This is a genomic window from Mycobacterium sp. NGS56 (assembly GCF_059812425.1).
This window is the reverse complement of the sequence record NZ_JCALCQ010000006.1, coordinates 110,317-129,731: the sequence shown is the minus strand read 5'-3', so window position 1 is coordinate 129,731 and position 19,415 is coordinate 110,317. Positions and strand designations below refer to the sequence as shown.

General features: G+C 66.9%; 16 protein-coding genes. 7 read left to right on the top strand and 9 right to left on the bottom strand.

Annotated elements, in window-relative coordinates; translation table 11 throughout:
• Nucleotides 1–57: 57 nt before the first annotated feature.
• Complete coding sequence (locus AC5Y4F_RS16760; protein ID WP_499997654.1) at nucleotides 58–849, bottom strand: GAP family protein; 792 nt, start codon at nucleotides 847–849, stop codon at nucleotides 58–60.
• A gap of 507 nt (nucleotides 850–1,356) precedes the next feature.
• Here AC5Y4F_RS16760 and AC5Y4F_RS16755 point away from each other — a divergent pair.
• The 3 genes from AC5Y4F_RS16755 (at nucleotide 1,357) to AC5Y4F_RS16745 (ending at nucleotide 6,527) form a co-directional block, all read left to right on the top strand.
• Nucleotides 1,357–3,162: an N-acetylglutaminylglutamine amidotransferase gene (locus AC5Y4F_RS16755; protein ID WP_499997653.1), complete on the top strand. Its 1,806-nt coding sequence runs from the start codon at nucleotides 1,357–1,359 to the stop codon at nucleotides 3,160–3,162.
• Nucleotides 3,159–4,949, top strand: a complete 1,791-nt coding sequence (gene ngg, locus AC5Y4F_RS16750) for an N-acetylglutaminylglutamine synthetase (RefSeq protein ID WP_499997652.1) — start codon at nucleotides 3,159–3,161, stop codon at nucleotides 4,947–4,949. The genes AC5Y4F_RS16755 and ngg overlap by 4 nt, the downstream gene beginning before the upstream one ends.
• A gap of 93 nt (nucleotides 4,950–5,042) precedes the next feature.
• Nucleotides 5,043–6,527, top strand: coding sequence for an MFS transporter (locus AC5Y4F_RS16745; protein WP_499997651.1), 1,485 nt, complete (start codon nucleotides 5,043–5,045; stop codon nucleotides 6,525–6,527).
• A 24-nt stretch (nucleotides 6,528–6,551) separates the two neighbouring features.
• Here AC5Y4F_RS16745 and AC5Y4F_RS16740 read toward each other — a convergent pair whose 3' ends face one another.
• From AC5Y4F_RS16740 to AC5Y4F_RS16720, 5 genes are all read right to left on the bottom strand, one after another.
• Entirely contained in the window at nucleotides 6,552–8,357 is a 1,806-nt protein-coding gene (locus AC5Y4F_RS16740; protein WP_499997650.1) for a serine/threonine protein kinase PknE, read from the bottom strand.
• Between the two features lie 172 nt (nucleotides 8,358–8,529).
• Complete coding sequence (locus AC5Y4F_RS16735) at nucleotides 8,530–8,859, bottom strand: hypothetical protein (protein WP_067933824.1); 330 nt, start codon at nucleotides 8,857–8,859, stop codon at nucleotides 8,530–8,532.
• Nucleotides 8,860–9,032: 173 nt separating this feature from the next.
• Complete coding sequence (locus AC5Y4F_RS16730) at nucleotides 9,033–9,749, bottom strand: pyrimidine reductase family protein (RefSeq protein ID WP_499997649.1); 717 nt, start codon at nucleotides 9,747–9,749, stop codon at nucleotides 9,033–9,035.
• 3 nt (nucleotides 9,750–9,752) lie between these two features.
• On the bottom strand, nucleotides 9,753–10,250 hold the full coding sequence (locus AC5Y4F_RS16725; protein WP_067933821.1) for a flavin reductase family protein: 498 nt from the start codon (nucleotides 10,248–10,250) through the stop codon (nucleotides 9,753–9,755).
• Nucleotides 10,251–10,341: 91 nt separating this feature from the next.
• On the bottom strand, nucleotides 10,342–11,622 hold the full coding sequence (locus AC5Y4F_RS16720) for an APC family permease (RefSeq protein WP_499997702.1): 1,281 nt from the start codon (nucleotides 11,620–11,622) through the stop codon (nucleotides 10,342–10,344).
• A gap of 107 nt (nucleotides 11,623–11,729) precedes the next feature.
• Here AC5Y4F_RS16720 and AC5Y4F_RS16715 point away from each other — a divergent pair, with 107 nt between their 5' ends.
• Both AC5Y4F_RS16715 and AC5Y4F_RS16710 read left to right on the top strand, forming a co-directional pair.
• Nucleotides 11,730–12,470, top strand: a complete 741-nt coding sequence (locus AC5Y4F_RS16715; protein WP_499997648.1) for an arsenate reductase/protein-tyrosine-phosphatase family protein — start codon at nucleotides 11,730–11,732, stop codon at nucleotides 12,468–12,470.
• 2 nt (nucleotides 12,471–12,472) lie between these two features.
• Nucleotides 12,473–13,954 (top strand): multicopper oxidase family protein, encoded by a 1,482-nt coding sequence (locus AC5Y4F_RS16710; RefSeq protein ID WP_499997647.1) that lies wholly within the window; start codon nucleotides 12,473–12,475, stop codon nucleotides 13,952–13,954.
• 17 nt (nucleotides 13,955–13,971) lie between these two features.
• Here AC5Y4F_RS16710 and AC5Y4F_RS16705 read toward each other — a convergent pair whose 3' ends face one another.
• Nucleotides 13,972–15,096, bottom strand: coding sequence for an FAD-dependent oxidoreductase (locus tag AC5Y4F_RS16705; protein ID WP_499997646.1), 1,125 nt, complete (start codon nucleotides 15,094–15,096; stop codon nucleotides 13,972–13,974).
• Nucleotides 15,097–15,167: 71 nt separating this feature from the next.
• Here AC5Y4F_RS16705 and AC5Y4F_RS16700 point away from each other — a divergent pair, with 71 nt between their 5' ends.
• Nucleotides 15,168–16,055, top strand: coding sequence for a hypothetical protein (locus AC5Y4F_RS16700; RefSeq protein ID WP_499997645.1), 888 nt, complete (start codon nucleotides 15,168–15,170; stop codon nucleotides 16,053–16,055).
• On the opposite strand, the gene AC5Y4F_RS16695 is transcribed toward AC5Y4F_RS16700, so the two are convergent.
• A complete protein-coding gene (locus AC5Y4F_RS16695) occupies nucleotides 16,052–16,969 on the bottom strand; it encodes a TIGR03619 family F420-dependent LLM class oxidoreductase (protein ID WP_499997644.1) in 918 nt (305 codons plus the stop codon). The two genes, AC5Y4F_RS16700 and AC5Y4F_RS16695, sit on opposite strands and share 4 nt — an antisense overlap.
• Nucleotides 16,970–17,031: 62 nt before the next feature.
• Here AC5Y4F_RS16695 and AC5Y4F_RS16690 point away from each other — a divergent pair, with 62 nt between their 5' ends.
• Nucleotides 17,032–17,721, top strand: a complete 690-nt coding sequence (locus AC5Y4F_RS16690) for a PadR family transcriptional regulator (protein ID WP_499997643.1) — start codon at nucleotides 17,032–17,034, stop codon at nucleotides 17,719–17,721.
• Here the strand turns inward: AC5Y4F_RS16690 and AC5Y4F_RS16685 are convergent.
• Nucleotides 17,718–19,415: a 3-ketosteroid-delta-1-dehydrogenase gene (locus AC5Y4F_RS16685; RefSeq protein WP_499997642.1), complete on the bottom strand. Its 1,698-nt coding sequence runs from the start codon at nucleotides 19,413–19,415 to the stop codon at nucleotides 17,718–17,720. The two genes, AC5Y4F_RS16690 and AC5Y4F_RS16685, sit on opposite strands and share 4 nt — an antisense overlap.

The following is a 19,415-nucleotide window of genomic DNA, read 5'->3' as shown; positions in this document are numbered from 1 at the left end:
AAGGCCCCGGATCCGATGCAATCCCGGTCTGAAGCTTCGCGTCGTGCCAGCAACTGATCACAGGACGTTGAAGCCCTCGGCCAACTGCGAAATCCCGACCACCGTGAACACAGTCACCAAAATCTGCCGATGGTAGGTGCGCACCCAGTCATGCAGCCGTCGCAGCAGGGCCTCGGTGCGAGCCGGCGCGGCCACATAGCCCACCAGGATCATCTCGACGACGGAATACATCAAAAGGAAGAACGCCACGGAGGCACCGGCCTGCGCGGTAACCGGTGCCCTCGAGGCCACGATGATCGCGAGGATGAAGAACACGCCATCGACCGGGACCGAAGCCACCCCGATCACCCACGCAATCCACAACGATCCGTTCTCCCAGGCGCGATGGGCGCGCTGGAGCAAGCGCCGGATCACAGAACGGTCGTCGGACGAAACATCGCGGGCGCGGCTCAAGAATCGCGGAAGTGCCACCGGCGTCTCCGGGGCCGGTGCGAGTGCCGAGTTCCCATTGCTCGTTGCCCGCGCCTCGGCGCGCTGACGTGTCGAAAAGCGCACGGCCATCACCGCGGCAATCGTCAGCGCAATTACACCCAGGCCAATCTGAATTCGCGGGAGGGCGGAGCTCCCCGTCGGGGTGGCCGAGCTGTGGCCCAATGAGCCGAACACAAAGGTGAAGTTCAGCAGTATCAACGGCACGAGCAGCTCGGGTACACATACGGTGAGGCCGCCGACCCAATAGGCGAGCAAATTCGGCCCCGGCCTCGGACGCGAGATCATCAAAAGAGCTAGGCCGAGACGCACCGGATTAAGTGCCGCCAGAACCCCCAAACCCAGGACTGACCCCCACATTGCCACGACTGTACCCAGTGCGGCGCAGCGCAAACACCGCCATCGGCTGAGAATGACGGCCACTCTGCCCGGCGGGCCGAGTGGGTGCAGCGGTGTGAATTACGTTCCCGCGCAACATGTTTAAGCGGCCAGGACCAATGCACAACGGGGCCGGGCGGTCGCGGCCGGCCGGCTGATGAAACCTGTTGCGCGACGGCCATTTTCATTCGCCACTTGTTCGCGTCTGCGGCCCACCGGGGCTAATCGCGAGGGCGAACGAGATGGCTGGCCCGCGGCTTTTTTCAGCTCCGAAGCCTGCCCCCACGATCATTCGTCTACGGATGGCCGGGTGCGCAGGCCCGCCCCGGGGCGGGTGATTCCGTCGGGTGCTCAATTGTCGTCGGTCCGTTCGTGACCTGGTGAGCGCCAGAATCCACCGATTGCACGTGGACCGGCAACGGGGCGCGTCGACGCATGTCGAAGCGGCCATCTGGCCGCTTCCGTTCGGGCAACGGTAGGGTCGAAGGCGTGTGCGGAGTCACCGGGGAGGTACGGCTCGACGGGCAGGCGCCCGACGTAGCGGCGGTCTCGTCGATGGCCGCCGTGCTGACGCCACGGGGCCCGGATACCGGAGGCGCCTGGTCGCAGGGCCGGGTTGCGCTCGGCCACCGTCGCCTCAAGATCATTGACCTGACCGAAGCGGGCGCCCAGCCGATGATCGACTCCGAGCTGGGTCTGTCCCTGGCGTGGAACGGTTGCATCTACAACTACAAGGCGTTGCGGCAGGAACTCAGCGGGTACGGCTACCGGTTCTTCTCGCACAGCGACACCGAAGTTCTGATCAAGGCCTACCACCGGTGGGGCGATGACTTCGTCAGCCGTCTGTTCGGCATGTTCGCCTTCGCCATCGTCGAACGCGACAGCGGGCGGGTGCTGCTCGGACGGGACCGGCTCGGCATCAAGCCGCTGTACCTGACCGAAGACAGCCGCCGGGTCCGGTTCGCGTCCACCCTGCCGGCCCTGCTGGCCGGGGGCGGCGTGGACACCCGCATAGACCCGGTAGCGCTGCACCACTACATGAGCTTCCACTCGGTGGTACCCGCGCCGAATACCATCCTGCGGGGAGTCCGCAAGGTGCCTCCGGCCTCGCTCGTCGCCATCGAACCCGACGGCAGGCGCACCGTGACCACGTACTGGGCGCCCGACTTCACCCGCCATCAGGACCGCGCGGACTGGTCGGAACGCGACTGGGAAGACGCCGTGCTGTCGACGCTGCGGCTCGCGGTGCAGCGCCGCCTGGTCGCCGACGTGCCGGTCGGTTGCCTGCTGTCGGGCGGCGTGGACTCCAGCCTGATCGTGGGTCTGCTCGCCGAAGCCGGCCAACACGGGTTGTCGACCTTCTCCATCGGCTTCGAGTCAGCGGGTGGCGTCAAAGGCGACGAATTCCAGTACTCCGACATCGTGGCCGAGCGCTTCGAGACCGACCACCACCAGATCCGCATCGATTCCGATCGGATGCTGCCCGCGCTCGACGGGGCCATCGGGGCGATGAGCGAGCCGATGGTCAGTCACGACTGCGTCGCGTTCTATCTGCTCAGCCAAGAAGTGGCCCGGCACGTGAAGGTTGTGCAATCCGGTCAGGGCGCCGACGAGGTGTTCGCCGGCTACCACTGGTACCCGCCGATGGGCGACCCAGCCGCGGCGACCCTCGACGGTGCCGTCGCCCAATACCGCGGCGCCTTCTTCGACCGCGATGCGGCCGGGGTTTCGGCGCTGGTCGGATCGGGCATCATCGCGCCCGACGACCCGAGCCTGCGTTTCGTCACCGAGCATTTCGCGCAGGCAGGCGCCGAGACGGGTATCGACCGCGCACTGCGGCTCGACACGACGGTGATGCTGATCGACGACCCGGTGAAGCGGGTCGACAACATGACGATGGCGTGGGGGTTGGAAGGCCGGGTGCCGTTCCTCGACCACGAGTTGGTCGAGCTGGCAGCTACTTGTCCGCCAGAACTCAAGATCGCCCACGGAGGCAAGGGCGTTTTGAAACAGGCTGCGCGACGGGTGATTCCGGCGGAGGTCATCGATCGCCCCAAGGGCTACTTCCCGGTCCCGGCGCTGACCCATCTGGAGGGCCCTTACCTCGACATGGTCCGTGACGCTCTCTACGCGCCCACCGCCAAGGAACGCGGCCTGTTCAACACCGACGCGGTGGACGCGCTGCTGGCCAACCCCAACGGCAAACTGACCCCGCTGCGCGGTAACGAGCTCTGGCAGATCGCCCTGCTCGAGCTGTGGTTGCAGCGCCACGGTGTCACCGGTCCGGTTGCATGACCATGGTCGATCCGTCCGGCGACCACACCGAGGCGATCACGCTCGGCTTGCACGATGCTTCACCGCCCGAGCTGGTCGACGCGATGGCCAAGGATGTCGAACTCGAATTGGGTTGGGGCCGACTGATATTCGGGCAAACCTTCGCCAATTCGCAGGAACTGGTCGAAGCGCTGCGTCGCGAGGGACCCGGGCGCCGCGACATCTGCATCTACGCCCGGGAATCCCACGTGGTGGTGGCCGAGGCGCCCACCGAGCTGTTCATCGACCCCAGCCACACCTACCGGCTGCGTTTCACCCCTAAGACGAAAAAGCTTGCGGCGGCGCCGCTGGGCCTCACGGTGCGCACACTCAACGACCCGATCGACGCCGACGCCATGAATCGCGTTTACGTGCGCTGCGGCATGGTCCCGGCAGGCGTCGACGTCATCTGGCACAACCATCAGCACGTGCCTGCGGTGAAGTATCTGCTCGCGGTGCGCGACGAGGACGGCGCGGTGGTCGGCACCGTCACCGGCGTCGACCACGAGTTGCTGTTCAACGACCCGGAAAAGGGGTCGAGCCTGTGGACCCTGGCGGTGGATCCGGCCGCGGGGCTACCCGGTGTCGGGGGGGCCCTCACCAGGGCGCTGGCCGAGCACTTCCGCAGCGCTGGCCGGGCGTACATGGATCTGTCGGTGGCGCACGACAATGCCGCCGCCATCGGTCTTTACGAGAAGCTGGGTTTCCGTCGCGTCCCGGTGCTGGCGATCAAGCGCAAGAACGCGATCAACGAGCCGCTGTTCAGTCCGCCGCCGGAGACCATCGATGACCTCAACCCGTACGCCCGGATCATCGCCGACGAAGCGCTGCGCCGCGGGATCTGGGTCGAGGTGCTCGACGCCGAGACCGGCGAAATGCGCCTGACCCACGGTGGCCGCAGCGTCATCACCCGGGAATCGCTGTCCGAGTACACCTCCGCGGTGGCCATGTGCCGCTGCGACGACAAGCGGCTGACGCGGCGCCTGGTCTCAGAGGCGGGCATCACCGTGCCCCGGGCGCGGCTGGCCACCTTTGATGAGAGCGATTTCGCCTTCCTCAAGGAGGTCGGCGAGGTCGTCGTCAAACCGACGCGTGGCGAGCAGGGGAAGGGCATTACCGTTGGGGTCGTCCCGGACAACGGGCCCGACGACCTCAGCTCCGCCCTGGCGCGGGCCCGCCAGCAATACCCGGACGTGCTGATCGAGCAGCGGGTGACTGGCGACGACCTTCGCCTCGTCGTGATCGACGGCCGCGTCGTCGCCGCCGCGCTGCGGATGCCACCGGAGATCATCGGCACGGGCGAACACAGCGTGCGGGACCTGATCGCCGCGGAGAGCCGGCGGCGCTCGGCGGCCACCGGCGGTGAGTCCCGCATCCCGATCGACGACCTCACGGAGTCGACGATTGCCGAGGCGGGCTGGAAGATGGACGACGTGCTGCCGCAGGGGACCCGGCTGCGGGTCCGGCGCACCGCCAACCTGCATCAGGGCGGCACCATCCACGACGTCACCGCGCACGTGAACAGCGAACTGTGCCGCGTCGCGGTGACGGCGGCCGAAGCGATCGGCATCCCGGTGACCGGCATCGATCTGTTGGTGCCCGACGTCGCGGGCGCCGAGTACGCCTTCATCGAGGCCAATGAGCGCCCGGGGCTGGCCAACCACGAGCCGCAGCCAACGGCCGCGGCCTTCATCGACTTCCTCTTTCCCGGCCATCCCGGCCAGCCGCAGGCCTGGACTCCCGAGGAGTCCCGTTCCGAGCGTGGCTGACGCCGGCGGGCGCGGCGGAGTTTCGAGGCCTCGCCGAGGGCTAGGGACGGGCTTTGGTGGGTAAATGCTCTGTCACACCAGAACGGAGACCGCATGAGTGCGACCGCGCAGACCAAAACCATCTCGACGCATGTGCCGGCGCGGCTGGACCGGCTGCCGTGGTCGCGTTTTCACTGGCGCGTCGTGGTGGGCCTGGGCGGGGTGTGGGTGCTCGATGGGCTTGAGGTCACGATGGTCGGCAACGTGTCGGCCCGGCTCATGGAGCCGGGCAGCGGCATAGCGCTGGACGCCGCGCAGATCGGCATGGCGGCGGCGATCTACATCGCCGGGGCGTGCTCGGGGGCGCTGTTCTTCGGTCACCTGACCGACCGCTTCGGCCGGCGAAACCTGTTCATCCTGACCCTCGCCCTCTATTTGGTGGCCACGGTCGCCACCGCGTTCGCCTTCGCCCCGTGGTATTTCTTCTTGACCCGTTTCTTCACCGGGGCAGGCATCGGTGGCGAATACGCAGCCATCAATTCGGCCATCGACGAGTTGATTCCGGCGCGAGTGCGCGGTCGCGTCGACCTGATTATCAACGGCACGTATTGGCTGGGTTCGGCCGCCGGGGCGGGCGGCGCGCTGATCCTGTTGAACACGTCGAATTTCCCGCCCAACCTCGGCTGGCGGCTCGCCTTCGGCATCGGCGCCATCCTCGGCATTTTCGTGCTGCTGGTGCGACGCAACGTCCCGGAGAGCCCCCGCTGGCTGTTCATTCATGGCCGCGACGACGAAGCGGAACAGATCGTCGGCGACATCGAAGAGGCGGTCCAGCACGAGACCGGCCAACCGCTTCCCGCACCGGAGGGCAAGGCGCTGCGGATCCGTCAGCGCACGGCGATTTCGTTCCGGGAGATCGCCGCCGTGGCTTTCAAGCTGTATCCGCGGCGCGCGATCCTCGGGCTGGCACTGTTCATCGGGCAGGCATTCCTCTACAACGGCGTCACGTTCAACCTCGGCACGCTGCTGAACCACTTCTACGATGTGCCGTCGGGCACGGTGCCGGTGTTCTTCGTGCTGTGGGCCCTGAGCAATTTCGCCGGGCCGCTGGTGCTGGGGCATCTGTTCGACACCGTTGGCCGCAAGCCGATGATCACGCTGACCTACATCGGCTCCGCGGCGGCGGTGGTGGTGCTGGCGCTGGTCTTCGTTACCCGGGCCGGCGGTGTCTGGGCGTTCATCGGCGTGCTGATCGTCGCGTTCTTCCTGGCGTCGGCGGGGGCCAGCGCGGCGTACCTGACCGTCAGCGAGATCTTCCCGATGGAAACCAGGGCGCTGGCGATCGCGTTCTTCTACGCGATGGGCACGGCGATCGGCGGTATCACCGGCCCGTTGCTCTTCGGTCAGCTGATCAACTCGGGCTTGCGCAGCGAGGTGGTCTGGTCATTCCTCATCGGGGCGGTTGTGATGGCCGCGGCCGGCCTGGTCGAACTGTGGCTTGGCATCGCCGCCGAGCAGCGTCCGCTCGAGGAGCTGGCGTTGCCGTTGACGGTGGAAGACACTGAGCGCGAAGATGATTCGGAGCCGGTTACCGACTAGGCCGGACGGGCCTTTGGCCGCTTGCTACCCGGTGAGTTTTGTCAGCCAGGACGGATTCTGGTAGTTCACCGCCGTGCTACCGTCCCATACGAACGGTGTCGCGTTGGCGTTGTCTGCCGACATGGTCGAGTAGCCGTTTGCGGCTTTGGCCTTGGCCGTGCCGATCTCATCGCCGGACTTGATACAGGTGACGACGCCGGCATCCGCGCCGACCGTCTTGGCCAATTGCGCGAGCTCGCCGTCGGTGCGGTCTTCGGCAGCACCTTCTTGTGGCTGAAAGTTGCTGGCGAACAAGCCCGAATAGAAGTCGGCATAGAGCTTGGGGTCGCTCTGCGCGGCGACACAGTAAGTGGCCGCCACCGCGCGCGTCGAGTAGTCCTGACTGTGCGACTTTTCGTCGAGGAAGTTGAGCAGGTGATAGCGCACGGCGAGCTTTTTGTTGTTCACCGCGGCGTCGATGTCGGCGGCATTGGACCTGATGAAGCTGCCACACGGCGGACAGATCGGTTCGTTGAAGATGTCGATCGTGGTCTGGGCCGCCGAACTACCCACGAACACACCGTCGTCGAGGATCCGCAGCGCGACGGCATCCGCCGGCGGCGGAGGCGGGACCGGCGCCGGCCGGGAGTTCGACTCCCAGGGACGAACGACGCCGAGGACCACCCCGATGAGCACCACCGTAAGGGTGGCGGCGATACCAACCCAGAGCCAGGGCTTGCGGCTGGTCCGCAGCGGTTGACCCCAGGGCGGGGTCACCGGGCCACCGACATTGGTCCACACCGGCGGCCCGCCCCAGGCCGTCGGGTGCAGCCCCGGTCCGCCGGACGCCAAGGCTTGCCCGCCGGTCGACGGCGCCGGCCAAGAGCTGACCGGTTGTGGCGCCGGGCCGGGCGGCCCGGGCGCAACGCCGCCTGCCGGCGGACTGGCGAATGCGGCCGGCGGGGCGGCGATTTGGCTGCGCTCCAGAATGTCGGTGGCTCGATCCCGGTCGGGTGCGGCCAGTGCGCCATAAGCGGCCGCCGACAGGTCACCGCAGGTGAGGAAGCGGTCCGCGGGGTCCTTGGCCATGCCGCGGGCGATCAGCGGATCGAAGGCGGCCGGGATGATGCTGGGCCGCGCCGCGCTCGGTCGCGGGATCGGCTGGTGCACATGTGCGCCCATCACGCTCAGCTGGTCGCCCGTGTAGGGCGGCGAGCCGGTCAGGCACTCGTACAGCACGCAAGCCAGAGCGTAGATGTCGGCCTTATGGGTTATTTGGGCGTTGCCGAACCGTTCCGGGGCCATGTATTTGGCGGTGCCCACGGTGGTGCCGAATTGCGTGAGCTTTTCGTCGGAAGTGGCGCTGGCGATGCCGAAATCGACGAGATAAGCGAAGTCGTCGGCGCTCACCAGAATGTTTTCCGGCTTCACATCTCGATGCAGGATCCCCGCGGCGTGGGCGGCATCGAGCGCCGAACCGATCTGGCGGATGATCGCTACGGCCCGCGGTGGGGATATCGGCCCGTAGCGCTTCAGCATGCTGGCCAGGTCCTTGCCGTCGATCAGCCGCATGTCCACGTAAAGCTGGCCGTCAATCTCGCCGAAGTCGTGGATGGGCACCACGTGCGGTTCATGCAGCCGCCCGGCGGTGCGCGCCTCGCGCTGCATCCGTGAGCGGAAGACCGGGTCATTCGACAGCGTCCGCGACATCAGTTTCAGAGCCACAATGCGCTCGCGGACCGTGTCCTCGGCCTCGTAGACATCGCCCATGCCACCGCGACCGACCAACCGCCGCAGCCGATACGGCCCGAATTGCGTCCCTTCCCGCGAATCCGCGGTCGCGTCACTCATCGAAACTCCTCACCCGCCGGCCGTGCGCCGCAACCGACCGCCGGCGCCCGCACCCACCCGGCCAGTTCCTGCGCCGATCCGCGTATGCGGTGGCATGCAGGCATAAGGCTAGGGTTTCGGCGACCAGGCGGCACGGCGAATAGCGAAAGCCAGCTAATTCGAGAGGGCGGAGTCAGCGGTGGTCGTCATCGCTGGTGAGTCCTTCTCGGGACAGCGCCCGGACGAATCCGTACGCCTGCATGCCGGCCGGGCCGGGATTGTCAAAGATCCATTCGTTGATCTTTTCCAGCGCGTTGGCCAGGTCATCGCGCTTCACCCGCACCAGGTAGGTCTTTCGGTCGTCGTCGGGGTCTTCGAGGGAATCCGCGACCGCGACGGGGTTTCTGAACGCGTAGGCGATTCCGTGCACCGCGTCGTGGTTCAGCGCCCAGTGGATTTCACTGGGGCGCAACCGGTTCACCGCTAGATTGCGGTAATCATGGTCGTCGGCTGAACTGCTCACCTGGCCGGTGATCCTATTCTGTGTGCATCTGGGAGTGGACGGCGATCAAGTGCGGGGACGGTCGCGCGAAGCGACTCGATCGGGTTTGAAACCGGGCATTTTCATCATAGGAAGAGGTGTCGTCTGCTGCATGTTGAGCGCTTTTGCGTACGCGCATTCGGCGGGCCGCGCGCTCACCGGCGATACTTCAGATACAAATAGCCGTCGCTGACCAAGGCGTGCTCGAGGCTCATGGTGACCGGGCCGGGCAGCCGCGCCGGGTGCAGCCGGTGGCCCACCGGCTGGTTCGCAGCAAGCTTGGGGGCTAGCGTCACGCAGATCTCGGTCACCACGTCGGCTTCCACCAGCTCGTCGAGCAGCGTCGGTCCACCCTCGCACAAGATGTGATGCATGCCTTGCTCACGCAGTATCGCGACCGCCCGGGAGACGTCCACCGAGTCCGCCCCGGCAACCATGATGTGTTGCCGGTCTTCGTCGAGGTCGTATCGCGCGGCGGTACGTGCGCAGGTCACCAGGATCGGCGGCTGGTCCGGGTTGCTGAACAGCCGGGCCGGCAGTTCACCACTGCGGCTCACCACGGCGATCGGGGGTGGTCCGATTCGCCCCTCGTGATGCCGTCTGGCGCGAGCCGCATCGCTGAGCGTTACCGGGCCATAGTTTTCGGCGCGTGCGGTGCCGGCGCCGACGAGTACGACGTCGGCCAGGCCGCGCAGAATGTTGAAGAGGCGTTGATCGGTGGGGCATGACAGCGGACCCGCGCGACCGCCGAACGCGGCCGCGCCGTCGGCGCTGAAGATCATGTTGGCTCGCACGCCATCTGGGGGATCGGCGTAGAAGGGCGCGAGTTCGGTGATGCCGGAGACGGCGGCGATCCGGGGTGACTCGCTCACACGCTAGGCCTCGTGGCCGGGTTGAAGCTCGTGCACGTCGCTGAAGGACACCCAGGTCTCGAGTTCCTGTGGTGGGCTGCCGTCCACCGGTGCGAGCAGGTGCCCGACGTGGTCGCCCAGCGAGAACCGTTCTAGGATCTCGCCGACGAACCAGGCGGCGGCGTCGTCGAGGATGGGCATCTCCTCGGGGCCGGGATGCCAGGAACAGCGACCGAACTTGTCGACCTCGTCACTGGTCTGGCCGCCGAAGAGCTCCACCACGTCCAGGTGCTCGCGGCCGAACACGTGCACGGCAACGTGGGAGGCGTCGCGGGCGATGCGGAACGTGTGGTTGCGCTGGGACAGGCCGACCAGGAATCGGGGCGGATGGATGCTGGTCTGGCTGGCGAAACCCACCAAACAGCCGGCCGGGGTGCCGTCGGCCTGGGTGGTGACGACGTACATCGGATAGTCCAGCAGCGCCACCAGCTTGTCGAATGCTTCGGTTCCCGGATCGGACATCCGGTCAGTCTTCCCCGTGCGGCCCCTCGAGAATCACGTTGTTGCGATGTGCCCGCCGGCGGGTCGGCCGGCTCCTGCGGTATTGCCGAAATCAAGTGCGATTTCGGTTGCGTCGCAACCGCATCGGGGCGACAAGACGGCGAATCAGATAGGCGGTGATGCCGATGCCCAGAACCAACGCACCGGAAAGTACGGACCGCAGTGGCATCGCGAAAGCCAGCATCAGGCAGCCGAGCAACCCGATCACCGGAATGGCGCGGTGCGGGCGGCCCTCCTCGGGTCCGAGAGTGAATGCGGAGGCGTTGGCGACGGCGTAGTAGATCAGTACGGCGAACGACGAAAAACCGATGGCGTCGCGAAGGTCGGTGGCGGCTGCCAGGATCGCCACGACGACGCCGACCAGCAACTCCGCGCGGTGGGGCACCCGGAACCGGGGGTGCACGGCGGCCAGCGCGTGGGGCAGATGGTGATCCCGGGCCATGGCCAGTGTGGTGCGCGAGACGCCGAGAATCAGCGCGAGCAGGGAACCCACCGCCGCGGTCGCCGCCCCCACTTGGATGAGGGGCGCCAGCCAGCCCGTGCCCGCGGCGCGGGCCGTCTCGACCAGCGGGGCGGCGGTCTGGGCGAGACGGTCGGGTCCCAGCGCCGTGAGCGCTGCCACGGCGACCAGTGCGTAGACCGCCAGGGTGACGGCGAGCGCCAGCGGTATCGCCCGTGGGATGGTGCGGGCCGGGTCGCGCACCTCCTCGCCCAGTGTCGCGATGCGCGCATAGCCGGCGAACGCGAAGAACAGCAGACCCGCGGCCTGGATAACGCCGCCAATGGTGGCGCCGCTCAACCGGAGTCGATCGGCGTCGGCGGCCGGCGAGCTGAACGCGGCGACGCACACCCCGGCCAGCACCGCGAGCACGGCGGAAACGATGACACGGGTCAGCCAGGCCGACTTCTGCACGCCGGCGTAGTTAAGCGCGGTCAGCGCGATTACCGCCGCGACGGCCACCGCATGCGCCTGCGCCGGCCACACATACAGGCCGATGGTCAAGGCCATCGCCGCACACGACGCGGTTTTGCCGACGACAAAGCCCCACCCGGCCAGGTAGCCCCAGAAGTCTCCCAACCGGTTTCGGCCATAGACATAGGTGCCGCCCGATGCGGGGTAGCGTGCCGCCAGCCGCGCGGAGGAAGTGGCGTTGCAGTAGGCCACGACCGCGGCCAACGCCAGACCCAGCATTAGTCCCGAGCCGGCCGCACGCGCCGCGGGTCCCAGCGCCGCGAAGATCCCGGCGCCGATCATCGACCCGAGCCCGATCGTCACCGCATCGAAAACGCCAAGGCTGCGCCGCATTTCGTTTTGGTCGGCCGGAACACTCATCGGGGTGTTTTTGGACACTCGGCCTCCTGACAGTCCGGAGTGAAGAACATCGTGTCACCTGCGCGGTGTGCAACTTATCAAATCAGTTTGATGTATTGTGCGGGGTTATGGCAGCGAATCGAGGGCCCGTCCCACCGCTGATGCAGATGGCATCACATCCACTGCGGTGGGCGCTGCTGGCCGAATTGGCATCCGGGGACCAGCGGGTGCGGGAATTGGCTGCCGCTGTTGGCGAGCCGCAGAATCTGGTCTCTTATCACTTGCGGCTGTTGCGCTCGGCCGGGCTGATCGATGCGCGGCGCAGTAGTTTTGACAGCCGCGACATCTACTACTGGTTGAACCTGACGAAGTGCGCGGCCGCGTTCGATGAGGCCGCCGCCGCTTTGCACCCGGCGTTGACGCCCATGCCGTCCATCAAGGCGCCACAGCGGTCGGTGTTGTTCTTGTGCACCGGGAACAGCGCGCGGTCACCGATGGCTGCGGCGCTGCTAGACAAGAAGGGCCAGAGGCGTATTCGAACGGCGAGCGCTGGCAGCCACCCGAAATCTCGGCTCCACCCAAACGCCATCCGGGTCATGCGAGCCGAGTACGGCATCGACCTCAGCGGCACCCGGCCTCAAGCTCTGGTCACGGTTTCCCGACGCCGCTTCGACTGCGTGATCACATTGTGTGACAAGGTGCGCGAATACGCGCGCGAGCATGAGCTGCCGACGACGACACATTGGAGCGTGCCTGACCCGTCCGCCGCCGGTGCTACATACCCGGAATTCCAGCGTGTGGCAGGCGAATTGAGTCGGCGCGTCGATTTCTTGGTACCCGTTTTGAGTGCCCGCGCGGGCGGGCGGTGAGCGTGACGCTCAACCGGCGCGAGTTCTGCGTCCGCGCTGGCCTCGCCCTGACGGGCGCTACGGGGAGCGTCACCGCCCTCTGGGGGGCCGGTTGTTCGCATCCCCCGCCGGCGGGTCCGCCCAGCGGCAAAGCGGATTACACGCTGCGGATCGGCTCGGGGAAGGTCGAATTGGCCCCGGACCGGATCGTGTCGACCCTGACCTACAACGGTCAATTTCCCGGTCCGCTGTTGCGCTTCAAGGAGGGTCGGCGTACTTGGGTCGACGTCTTCAACGACACGGATTTGCCAGAACAATTGCATTGGCATGGTCAGCACCTGGGTGCCGATGTCGACGGCGCCGCCGAAGAGGGAACCCCCGACATACCCGCACATGGCATGCGGAGAATTTCTTTCGTCCCCGGTCCGGCCGGCTTCCGCTTCTATCACACCCACGTCGTGCCGCGCGCCGATCTGTCCCGGGGGCAGTACAGCGGGCTGGTGGGCCCGGTCTACATCGAGGCGGCCCAAAACGCCGGTGCTTACGATAAAGAAGTCTTCCTGACGCTCAAGGAGTTTGAGCCCACGTTGAGCCGCGGGGGTGACATGGCCACCGAATTTCTGGCCGGTGAACAAGACGAAGATCTGAAGGAGAGAGGTGAGTCGTCGATGGCCGCTTCGCTGCGGCGAGGTGAGTCGCCCGGCAACGAGGTGAATTACGAGGCATTCGCCATCAACGGACGCATGCTCGGCCACGGCGATCCCATCCGCGTGCAAGCCGGTCAACGGGTGCTGCTGCACGTTCTCAACGGCAGCGCCACTGAAACTCGAAGCTTGGCCCTGCCCGGCCACACCTTTGACGTGGTGGCGCTGGACGGCAACGCGGTACCCACGCGGACGGTGGTGCCGGTGTTATGGCTCGGTGCGGGCGAACGGATCTCGGCAATAGTCGACATGACGAATCCGGGTGTTTGGGTGTTGGGCGATTTGTCCGACGACGACCGCGGGCGCGGATTGGGTGTGGTTGTCGAATATGCCGGGCGCAGTGGGGATGCGCGATGGGCGCCGCCGCCGTCGTTCCGGTGGGATTACCGGCTGTTCGGCCAGCAGAAGGGCGCTGCACCACCCGATCACGTCATCGACATGTTGATCGAGAAACGCAACGCCGCCGACGACGGTTTCAACGTCTGGACGATCAACGGTGCGCCTTTTGCGATGGGCACCAACAAACCCGTGCTGAACATAGAGCGTGGTAGGCGCTACCGGTTGCGTCTGCGTAATGCCAGCGACGACCTGCATCCGATGCATCTGCACCGGCACAGTTTCGAGATCACCCGGTTCGCGGGGACACCGACTGCCGGCGTGCGCAAGGACGTCGCGATGCTCGGCGGCTACCAAAGCATGGAGATCGATTTCGTCGCCGATCAACCCGGCCTTTCGCTGCTGCATTGCCACCAACAAATCCACATGGATTACGGGCTCATGCTGCTGCTCAACAGCGCCTGACGCCGTCGGCCGGCTCCTTAACCGAGCGGGTTGTTTCGGCGCACCCCCCGGTACATGCCCCAACGCACGATCCACGGCATCACCACGCGCTCGACCGACCAGGATGGGAAGCGGAAAGCATGCCCGGTGGGCAGGAAGACCTCTAGCCCGTTGGGCTGTATACCCACCAGCGAACCCCACCGCCGCGCCGGTGCCCGGTACGTCCGCAGCGGCCGTCCGGCGAAGTCGGCGCGGACGTTGCGCGCCACCAGTGCGTCGCCGCGGTTACGGGCAGAGCTGCGCAACGGGTCGGTCGCCGCGACGTCGCCGACTGCGAACACAGCTCGGTGGCCGGGCACGCGCAGCTCTCGGGTCACGCGCACGAACCCCCGCTCATCGAGCAGATCCGCCGGCAGCCAGCCCGTGTTGGGCCGCACCCGCCCGATCGCCCACAGCACGGCGTCGGCGCTGGTCGGGAGTTGCCCGGTGCTCCAGTGGACCGGTCCGCTGGTCAGTTCATCGCCCGCGAAGCCGTCGGCCACCACCGCGCGATGTCCCGGATGCACGCCGACCCCCAGCTGGGTCAGCCGGCCGCGAATGCGCTGCCATATTCGTGGATGGTGCCCCTCGAGAGCGGACTCGCCGGGGAAGTACAGGTCGACCCGCTTGCCCGGCCAGGTGGTTGCCATGTTGAGGGCGCTGCTCACCGCCGCCGCCCCGCCGCCCACGACGACCACCGACGCGGCGGCGGCAAGCCGGTCGTGCGCAAAGCGCAGTCCCGCGCCGATCTCGGCGGCCGACTGCACCGTCGGCTGGCGCCAAAAGCCGTTGCTGACCCCGGTTGAGATGATCAACGCGTCGTAGCCCTCGGTGACGGCCGCGCCGTTTTCGGTTCGGCCGAAGACGGTTCGGGCGGCCAGATCCACTCCGGTCAGCGTGGCCTGCACGGTGCGCACGCCGTCGAGGCGGCGGAACCGGTCGAACGGGATCCAGTAGTCGCGGGCCCAGTCGTGCGGACGCGAGAGCCGGACGCCGAGTTCCTGTCCGCTCACCAGCGCGGGTTTGGCCGAGATCCCGACGACGTCGGCATGCCGGGACAGCCGGATCGCCGCGAGGACGCCGGTGTCCCCGAGCCCGGCGACGACGACACGCTTACGGTCCATGTCGTTATCCTGCCCTGCATAGCTGTCGCGCGAGCCGGCGACCGATCCGAGAGCGAGGGAGGCAACATCAGTTGATCGTCCCGCGCAGAATCGGTAGCCCAAAGCGGCTGGGGAAGCCGGAGGCTGCGGCGCGTCCGCGGTTGAGCGCCGTGCTGCGCGCCGCGGCGCGTGCATCGGCGCCTCGACCCGCCGCGGCCCGGCGCGCCGCCAAGGATTTCGAGAAGGACATGATTTCGGCAGTTATCGCCGAGATCCGGTGGTCGTTCACCGCGCCGCGCACCTGGCTGATGGGTGTGGTGGCCAACGTCATCTTCGCCGCCGGCTGGTTGCTGGTGCAGCCGCTGACTCTCGGCCGTCACCACGATTGGGTGATCCTGGTGGGCACCTACTTCTCCTCGTGGGTCCTGGCCGATGTCACCACCACCAACTTTCTGGGCGCCGACCACTACCGCATCGTCCAGGGTTTATCGGACGGGGTGCCTTTCTGGCGAATCCTGGTGATCAAGAACCTCGCCCTGCTCGTGATCGTCGGCCTGCCCACCCTGGCCGCCGCGGTCGCGTTGACACTGTGGCTGGAAACCCCAGGGCGGCTGGGAATTACGATACCCACGGTCGCGGTGCCCATCGTGTCCTGGCTGGGTGTCGGCAACTTCATCTCGGTGCTGCATCCCGTCAGTGCCGAGCCGCTGATCCGGCGCTGGCGCCAGCGCGGCGATCTGCGCCGCACCCGCAGTTGGGTGCTGGCCCTGACTCTGCCCTATGCGCTGTATTACGTGGCCGATCCGATGAACGGTGTGGAGCACCGAGTGTTGTGGAAGCAGGCGCCCGCGCTGATCTGGCCGGTGTTCGGGCGCGAAACGAAAGGCTTTGTGCACCTCGCCATCGCCGTGTGCGTGTGGATCGCCGGCAGTATCGCCGCGGTGTATTGGGTGCGCGAACGCGGGTTGCGGATCCGCTAGGACACCTGGGGTTTGATCTCTTCGATCACCCACTGCGCGTAATCGAGGTATTCGTCCACGCCGCCCACGGCGGGAACGGGGACCGCGGTTACGGTCACGCCCTGCTCGGCCAGATAATTCAACCGGTCGATGATCTGTGTGGCGCTCATGCCCGGCCGATCGGTCGTGCGGCGGGCGACGTGTCCTTCGCCGACCCGGTTGGTGCCCAGCCCGTGCATCACCTCGAATTGCCGGCCGTCATAGGCGGGTTGGGACTTTATGTAGTCGAGTTTGCGCGCGATCTGTTCGGGCGGGGTGAGAAACGGCCACCACCCGGAGCCGAAGGTGGCCGCCCTGCGCAGGGCGGCGTCCGCGTCACCACCGACCCAGATCGGAAGATGGGGCTTTTGAACGGGTTTCGGCTCGAAGACGATGTCCGCGAATGACACATACTGGCCCTCGAATCGCGGTGTGTCACTGGTCCACAATTCGACGATGGCCGCCAGATACTCGTCGGCGATGCGGCCCCGTTCATCGAAGGGCACTGAAAGCAACTCGAACTCGCGGGCCAGCCACCCCACTCCGAACGTCACCATCATCCGGCCCCCGCTCATCCAGTCGGCGGTCGCCAGCGCTTTGGCCAACACGATGGGATGCTGCAACGGCAAGACGGTGACGCAGGAGTTGATGGCCACGCGCTCGGTGGCGCCGGCGATGAAGGCCTGCGCAGTCGTCGAGTGTAGATAGTGTGGCCCGGACAACTCGACGTGATCGGTGGGGATGACGAGATGTTCGGGCACCGCGATCATGTCGTAGCCCCACCGGTCGGCGCATTGCACCATGCGTCGTTGGTCGGGGCCGGTGACGGCGGCCTCCCACGGCTGCGTAATCGCCTTGAGGCGCAGCAGGTGCGGAACGGGAAAGGCGAATTTCACGGGCGTCCCAGCCAGCGGTCCATGTCCTCCAATCTAAGGTGCGGTGTTGTTAACCTGGCGACATGGACTCCGGAACGGACCCTGCCGGCCAGAATCTGACCAACGCGGCCCTTGCCGCCACCAGTTGGGCGCTGCTGGGCATGATGTCCTACGAAGAGGAAGTCTCAGGTTACGACCTCAAAAAGTGGATCGACTGGAGCGTCGACCTCTACTATTGGAGCCCCTCCTACAGCCAGATCTACACCGAGTTGAAGAAGCTGGAGTCGCTGGGGCTGGTGACGTCGCGTGTCGAACGCGATGAGGGCACCCGCAGCCGTCGGCTCTACAAGATCACCCCGGCGGGCATGGACGCCATCACCGAGTGGACCAACTATGCGCCGGTAGACCCGCCGGTGCTCAAACACTCTGTGCTGCTGCGGGTTACGTTCGGCCACCTCAGTAACCCGAGTCGGCTCAAGGAATTACTGCAAGAGCACGTGGCCTACGCCGAATCCAGGCACCGTAAGGCCGTTGAGGACGCCGAGGGAGCCGAGGCGGAGCCCGCCTGGGCGTACTCGGTGCTCGCGTTGCGCTGGGCGGCCAAATACTACGCCGCCGAGCGCGAATTCGCCCTGGAGCTGATGAAAGAGATCGACGAGGCCGACGCCGTCCTGCAGCAGGCCGCCAAGGGTGGTCTCGGCAAACCGCGGCCGACGCCAGGGTATTGGCGCGAGGTCGAAAAGCAGGTCGAGGCCAAGCGCGATCGCCGCTAACCCGCCGCATCCCGGGCGGCGACGTAGCCGTACACCAGCCCCTGGGCGATCGTTGCGCCCGCGCCCGGATATGTCGTCCCGAACGCATTGGCGGCGGTATTGCCGATCGCATACAGCCCGGTGATCGCCCCGCCGTCTTCGCGCAGCACCCGCGCCCGCTCGTCGGTCTTCAGGCCACCGCAGGTGCCCAGATCGGACAGCACCATCTTCACCGCGTAGAACGGACCTTTGACCAATGGGCGCAGGTTGGGGTTCGGCTTGATCGTCGGGTCACCGTAATAGCGATCGTAGGCGCTGCGACCCCGGCCGAAGTCGGGATCCGCACCGGCAGCGGCATTTCGATTGAAGCGTGTCATCGTCGCGAAGAACTCCGACACTCCGACGCCGATCCGCGCGCCCAGATCGGTGAGGTCGTCGGCCCGCACCGCGATCCCGGCGTCATACCACGCCTGGGGAATCCGCATCCGCGGAAATAGCTCGGCGCCAAAGACGTAACTGTTGCGGTACTGCTGGTCGAAGACGATCCACATCGTCTCGACCGGGCTGCCGGCGCGCTCCAGCTCGATCAACCGCTGCCCGAAGGACATGTAATCCGCCGCTTCGTTGGCGAACCGGTGCCCGTTCTGATCCACGATCAGACAACCCGGCAGCGACCGCTCGGCGAGCATCACCGTCGGTGCCTTGCCGGGTAGCGGCGCGATGGCGGGAAACCACCACGCCTGATCCATCAGATCGATGTCGGCACCGAAATCCTGGCCCGCGCGGATACCGTCGCCGGTGTTGGTGGCAGCGCCCAGACTCAGGTTGGCGCCCAACGATTCCGACTGGAATTTCCACCGCATGTCCATGTGGTGGTCGAAACCCCCGGTGGCCAGCACCACGCCTCGCCGCGCGGTGATCGTCACCTCGCGGCCGCCCTGCTCCACGACGGCGCCCGTCACACGGTCGTCATCGCCGGTGAGGCGCGCGAGCGTGGTGCCGGTCCACACCGGGATGCCGGCACGCAGCACCCCGGTGAACAGCCCGGCCATCAGGCCCTGGCCGCCCGCGGCGTACCGCCTGCCCACCACGCGGCCGGCCACGCCCTGCGCCAGGCGTTTGCCGTAGACGGGAAGTCCCTTGCGCGGCATCCGGGCGACCAGATTCATCCACCGGTAGTCGGCGCCCGTCGTCGGCATCGGGACGGTGACCTCCATTAGGCCGGGCTCCAGCCGGGTGCGGTACCTGCCGAGCAGCGAGGTGTCGAAGGGACGGCACTCACACGTGCGCCCGGCAGCGCTGCCGCCCGGCTCCTCGGGGTGATAGTCGGAATAGTCGCGTGCCCAAAACAGCCGCAGCGGCGTCGTCCGGCGCAGCATGTCCACCGTCGCCGACACGTTGTGAACAAACCCCGCCGATCGCCGCGGCGGCGCCGATCCGCAGACGACCGCGTCCAGATAGGTGCCGGCACGTTCCGCGGTGTCACCGGCCCCCGCTTCGGCCAGCACCGGGCTGGCCGGCAGCCACAGCGCGCCGCCTGACCGGGCGGTCGAGCCACCCACATACGACGACTTCTCCACGATCAGCACCGACAGCCCCGATTCGTGGGCGGCCAGCGCGGCGGCCATGCCGGTGCCGGAGCCGACGACGAGCAGGTCAACGCATGCATCGGCCACCGGGAGCCCGGCGGGAATCGTCGCGCTGTGCGTCGTCAC

Bases quoted from the DNA above. Each gene is read 5' to 3' on its own strand.
- AC5Y4F_RS16760 (WP_499997654.1), bottom strand. From the start codon at position 849: ATGTGGGGGTCAGTCCTGGGTTTGGGGGTTCTGGCGGCACTTAATCCG.
- ngg (WP_499997652.1), top strand. From the start codon at position 3,159: ATGACCATGGTCGATCCGTCCGGCGACCACACCGAGGCGATCACGCTC.
- AC5Y4F_RS16745 (WP_499997651.1), top strand. From the start codon at position 5,043: ATGAGTGCGACCGCGCAGACCAAAACCATCTCGACGCATGTGCCGGCG.
- AC5Y4F_RS16740 (WP_499997650.1), bottom strand. From the start codon at position 8,357: ATGAGTGACGCGACCGCGGATTCGCGGGAAGGGACGCAATTCGGGCCG.
- AC5Y4F_RS16725 (WP_067933821.1), bottom strand. From the start codon at position 10,250: ATGTCCGATCCGGGAACCGAAGCATTCGACAAGCTGGTGGCGCTGCTG.
- AC5Y4F_RS16720 (WP_499997702.1), bottom strand. From the start codon at position 11,622: ATGAGTGTTCCGGCCGACCAAAACGAAATGCGGCGCAGCCTTGGCGTT.
- AC5Y4F_RS16715 (WP_499997648.1), top strand. From the start codon at position 11,730: ATGGCAGCGAATCGAGGGCCCGTCCCACCGCTGATGCAGATGGCATCA.
- AC5Y4F_RS16705 (WP_499997646.1), bottom strand. From the start codon at position 15,096: ATGGACCGTAAGCGTGTCGTCGTCGCCGGGCTCGGGGACACCGGCGTC.
- AC5Y4F_RS16690 (WP_499997643.1), top strand. From the start codon at position 17,032: ATGGACTCCGGAACGGACCCTGCCGGCCAGAATCTGACCAACGCGGCC.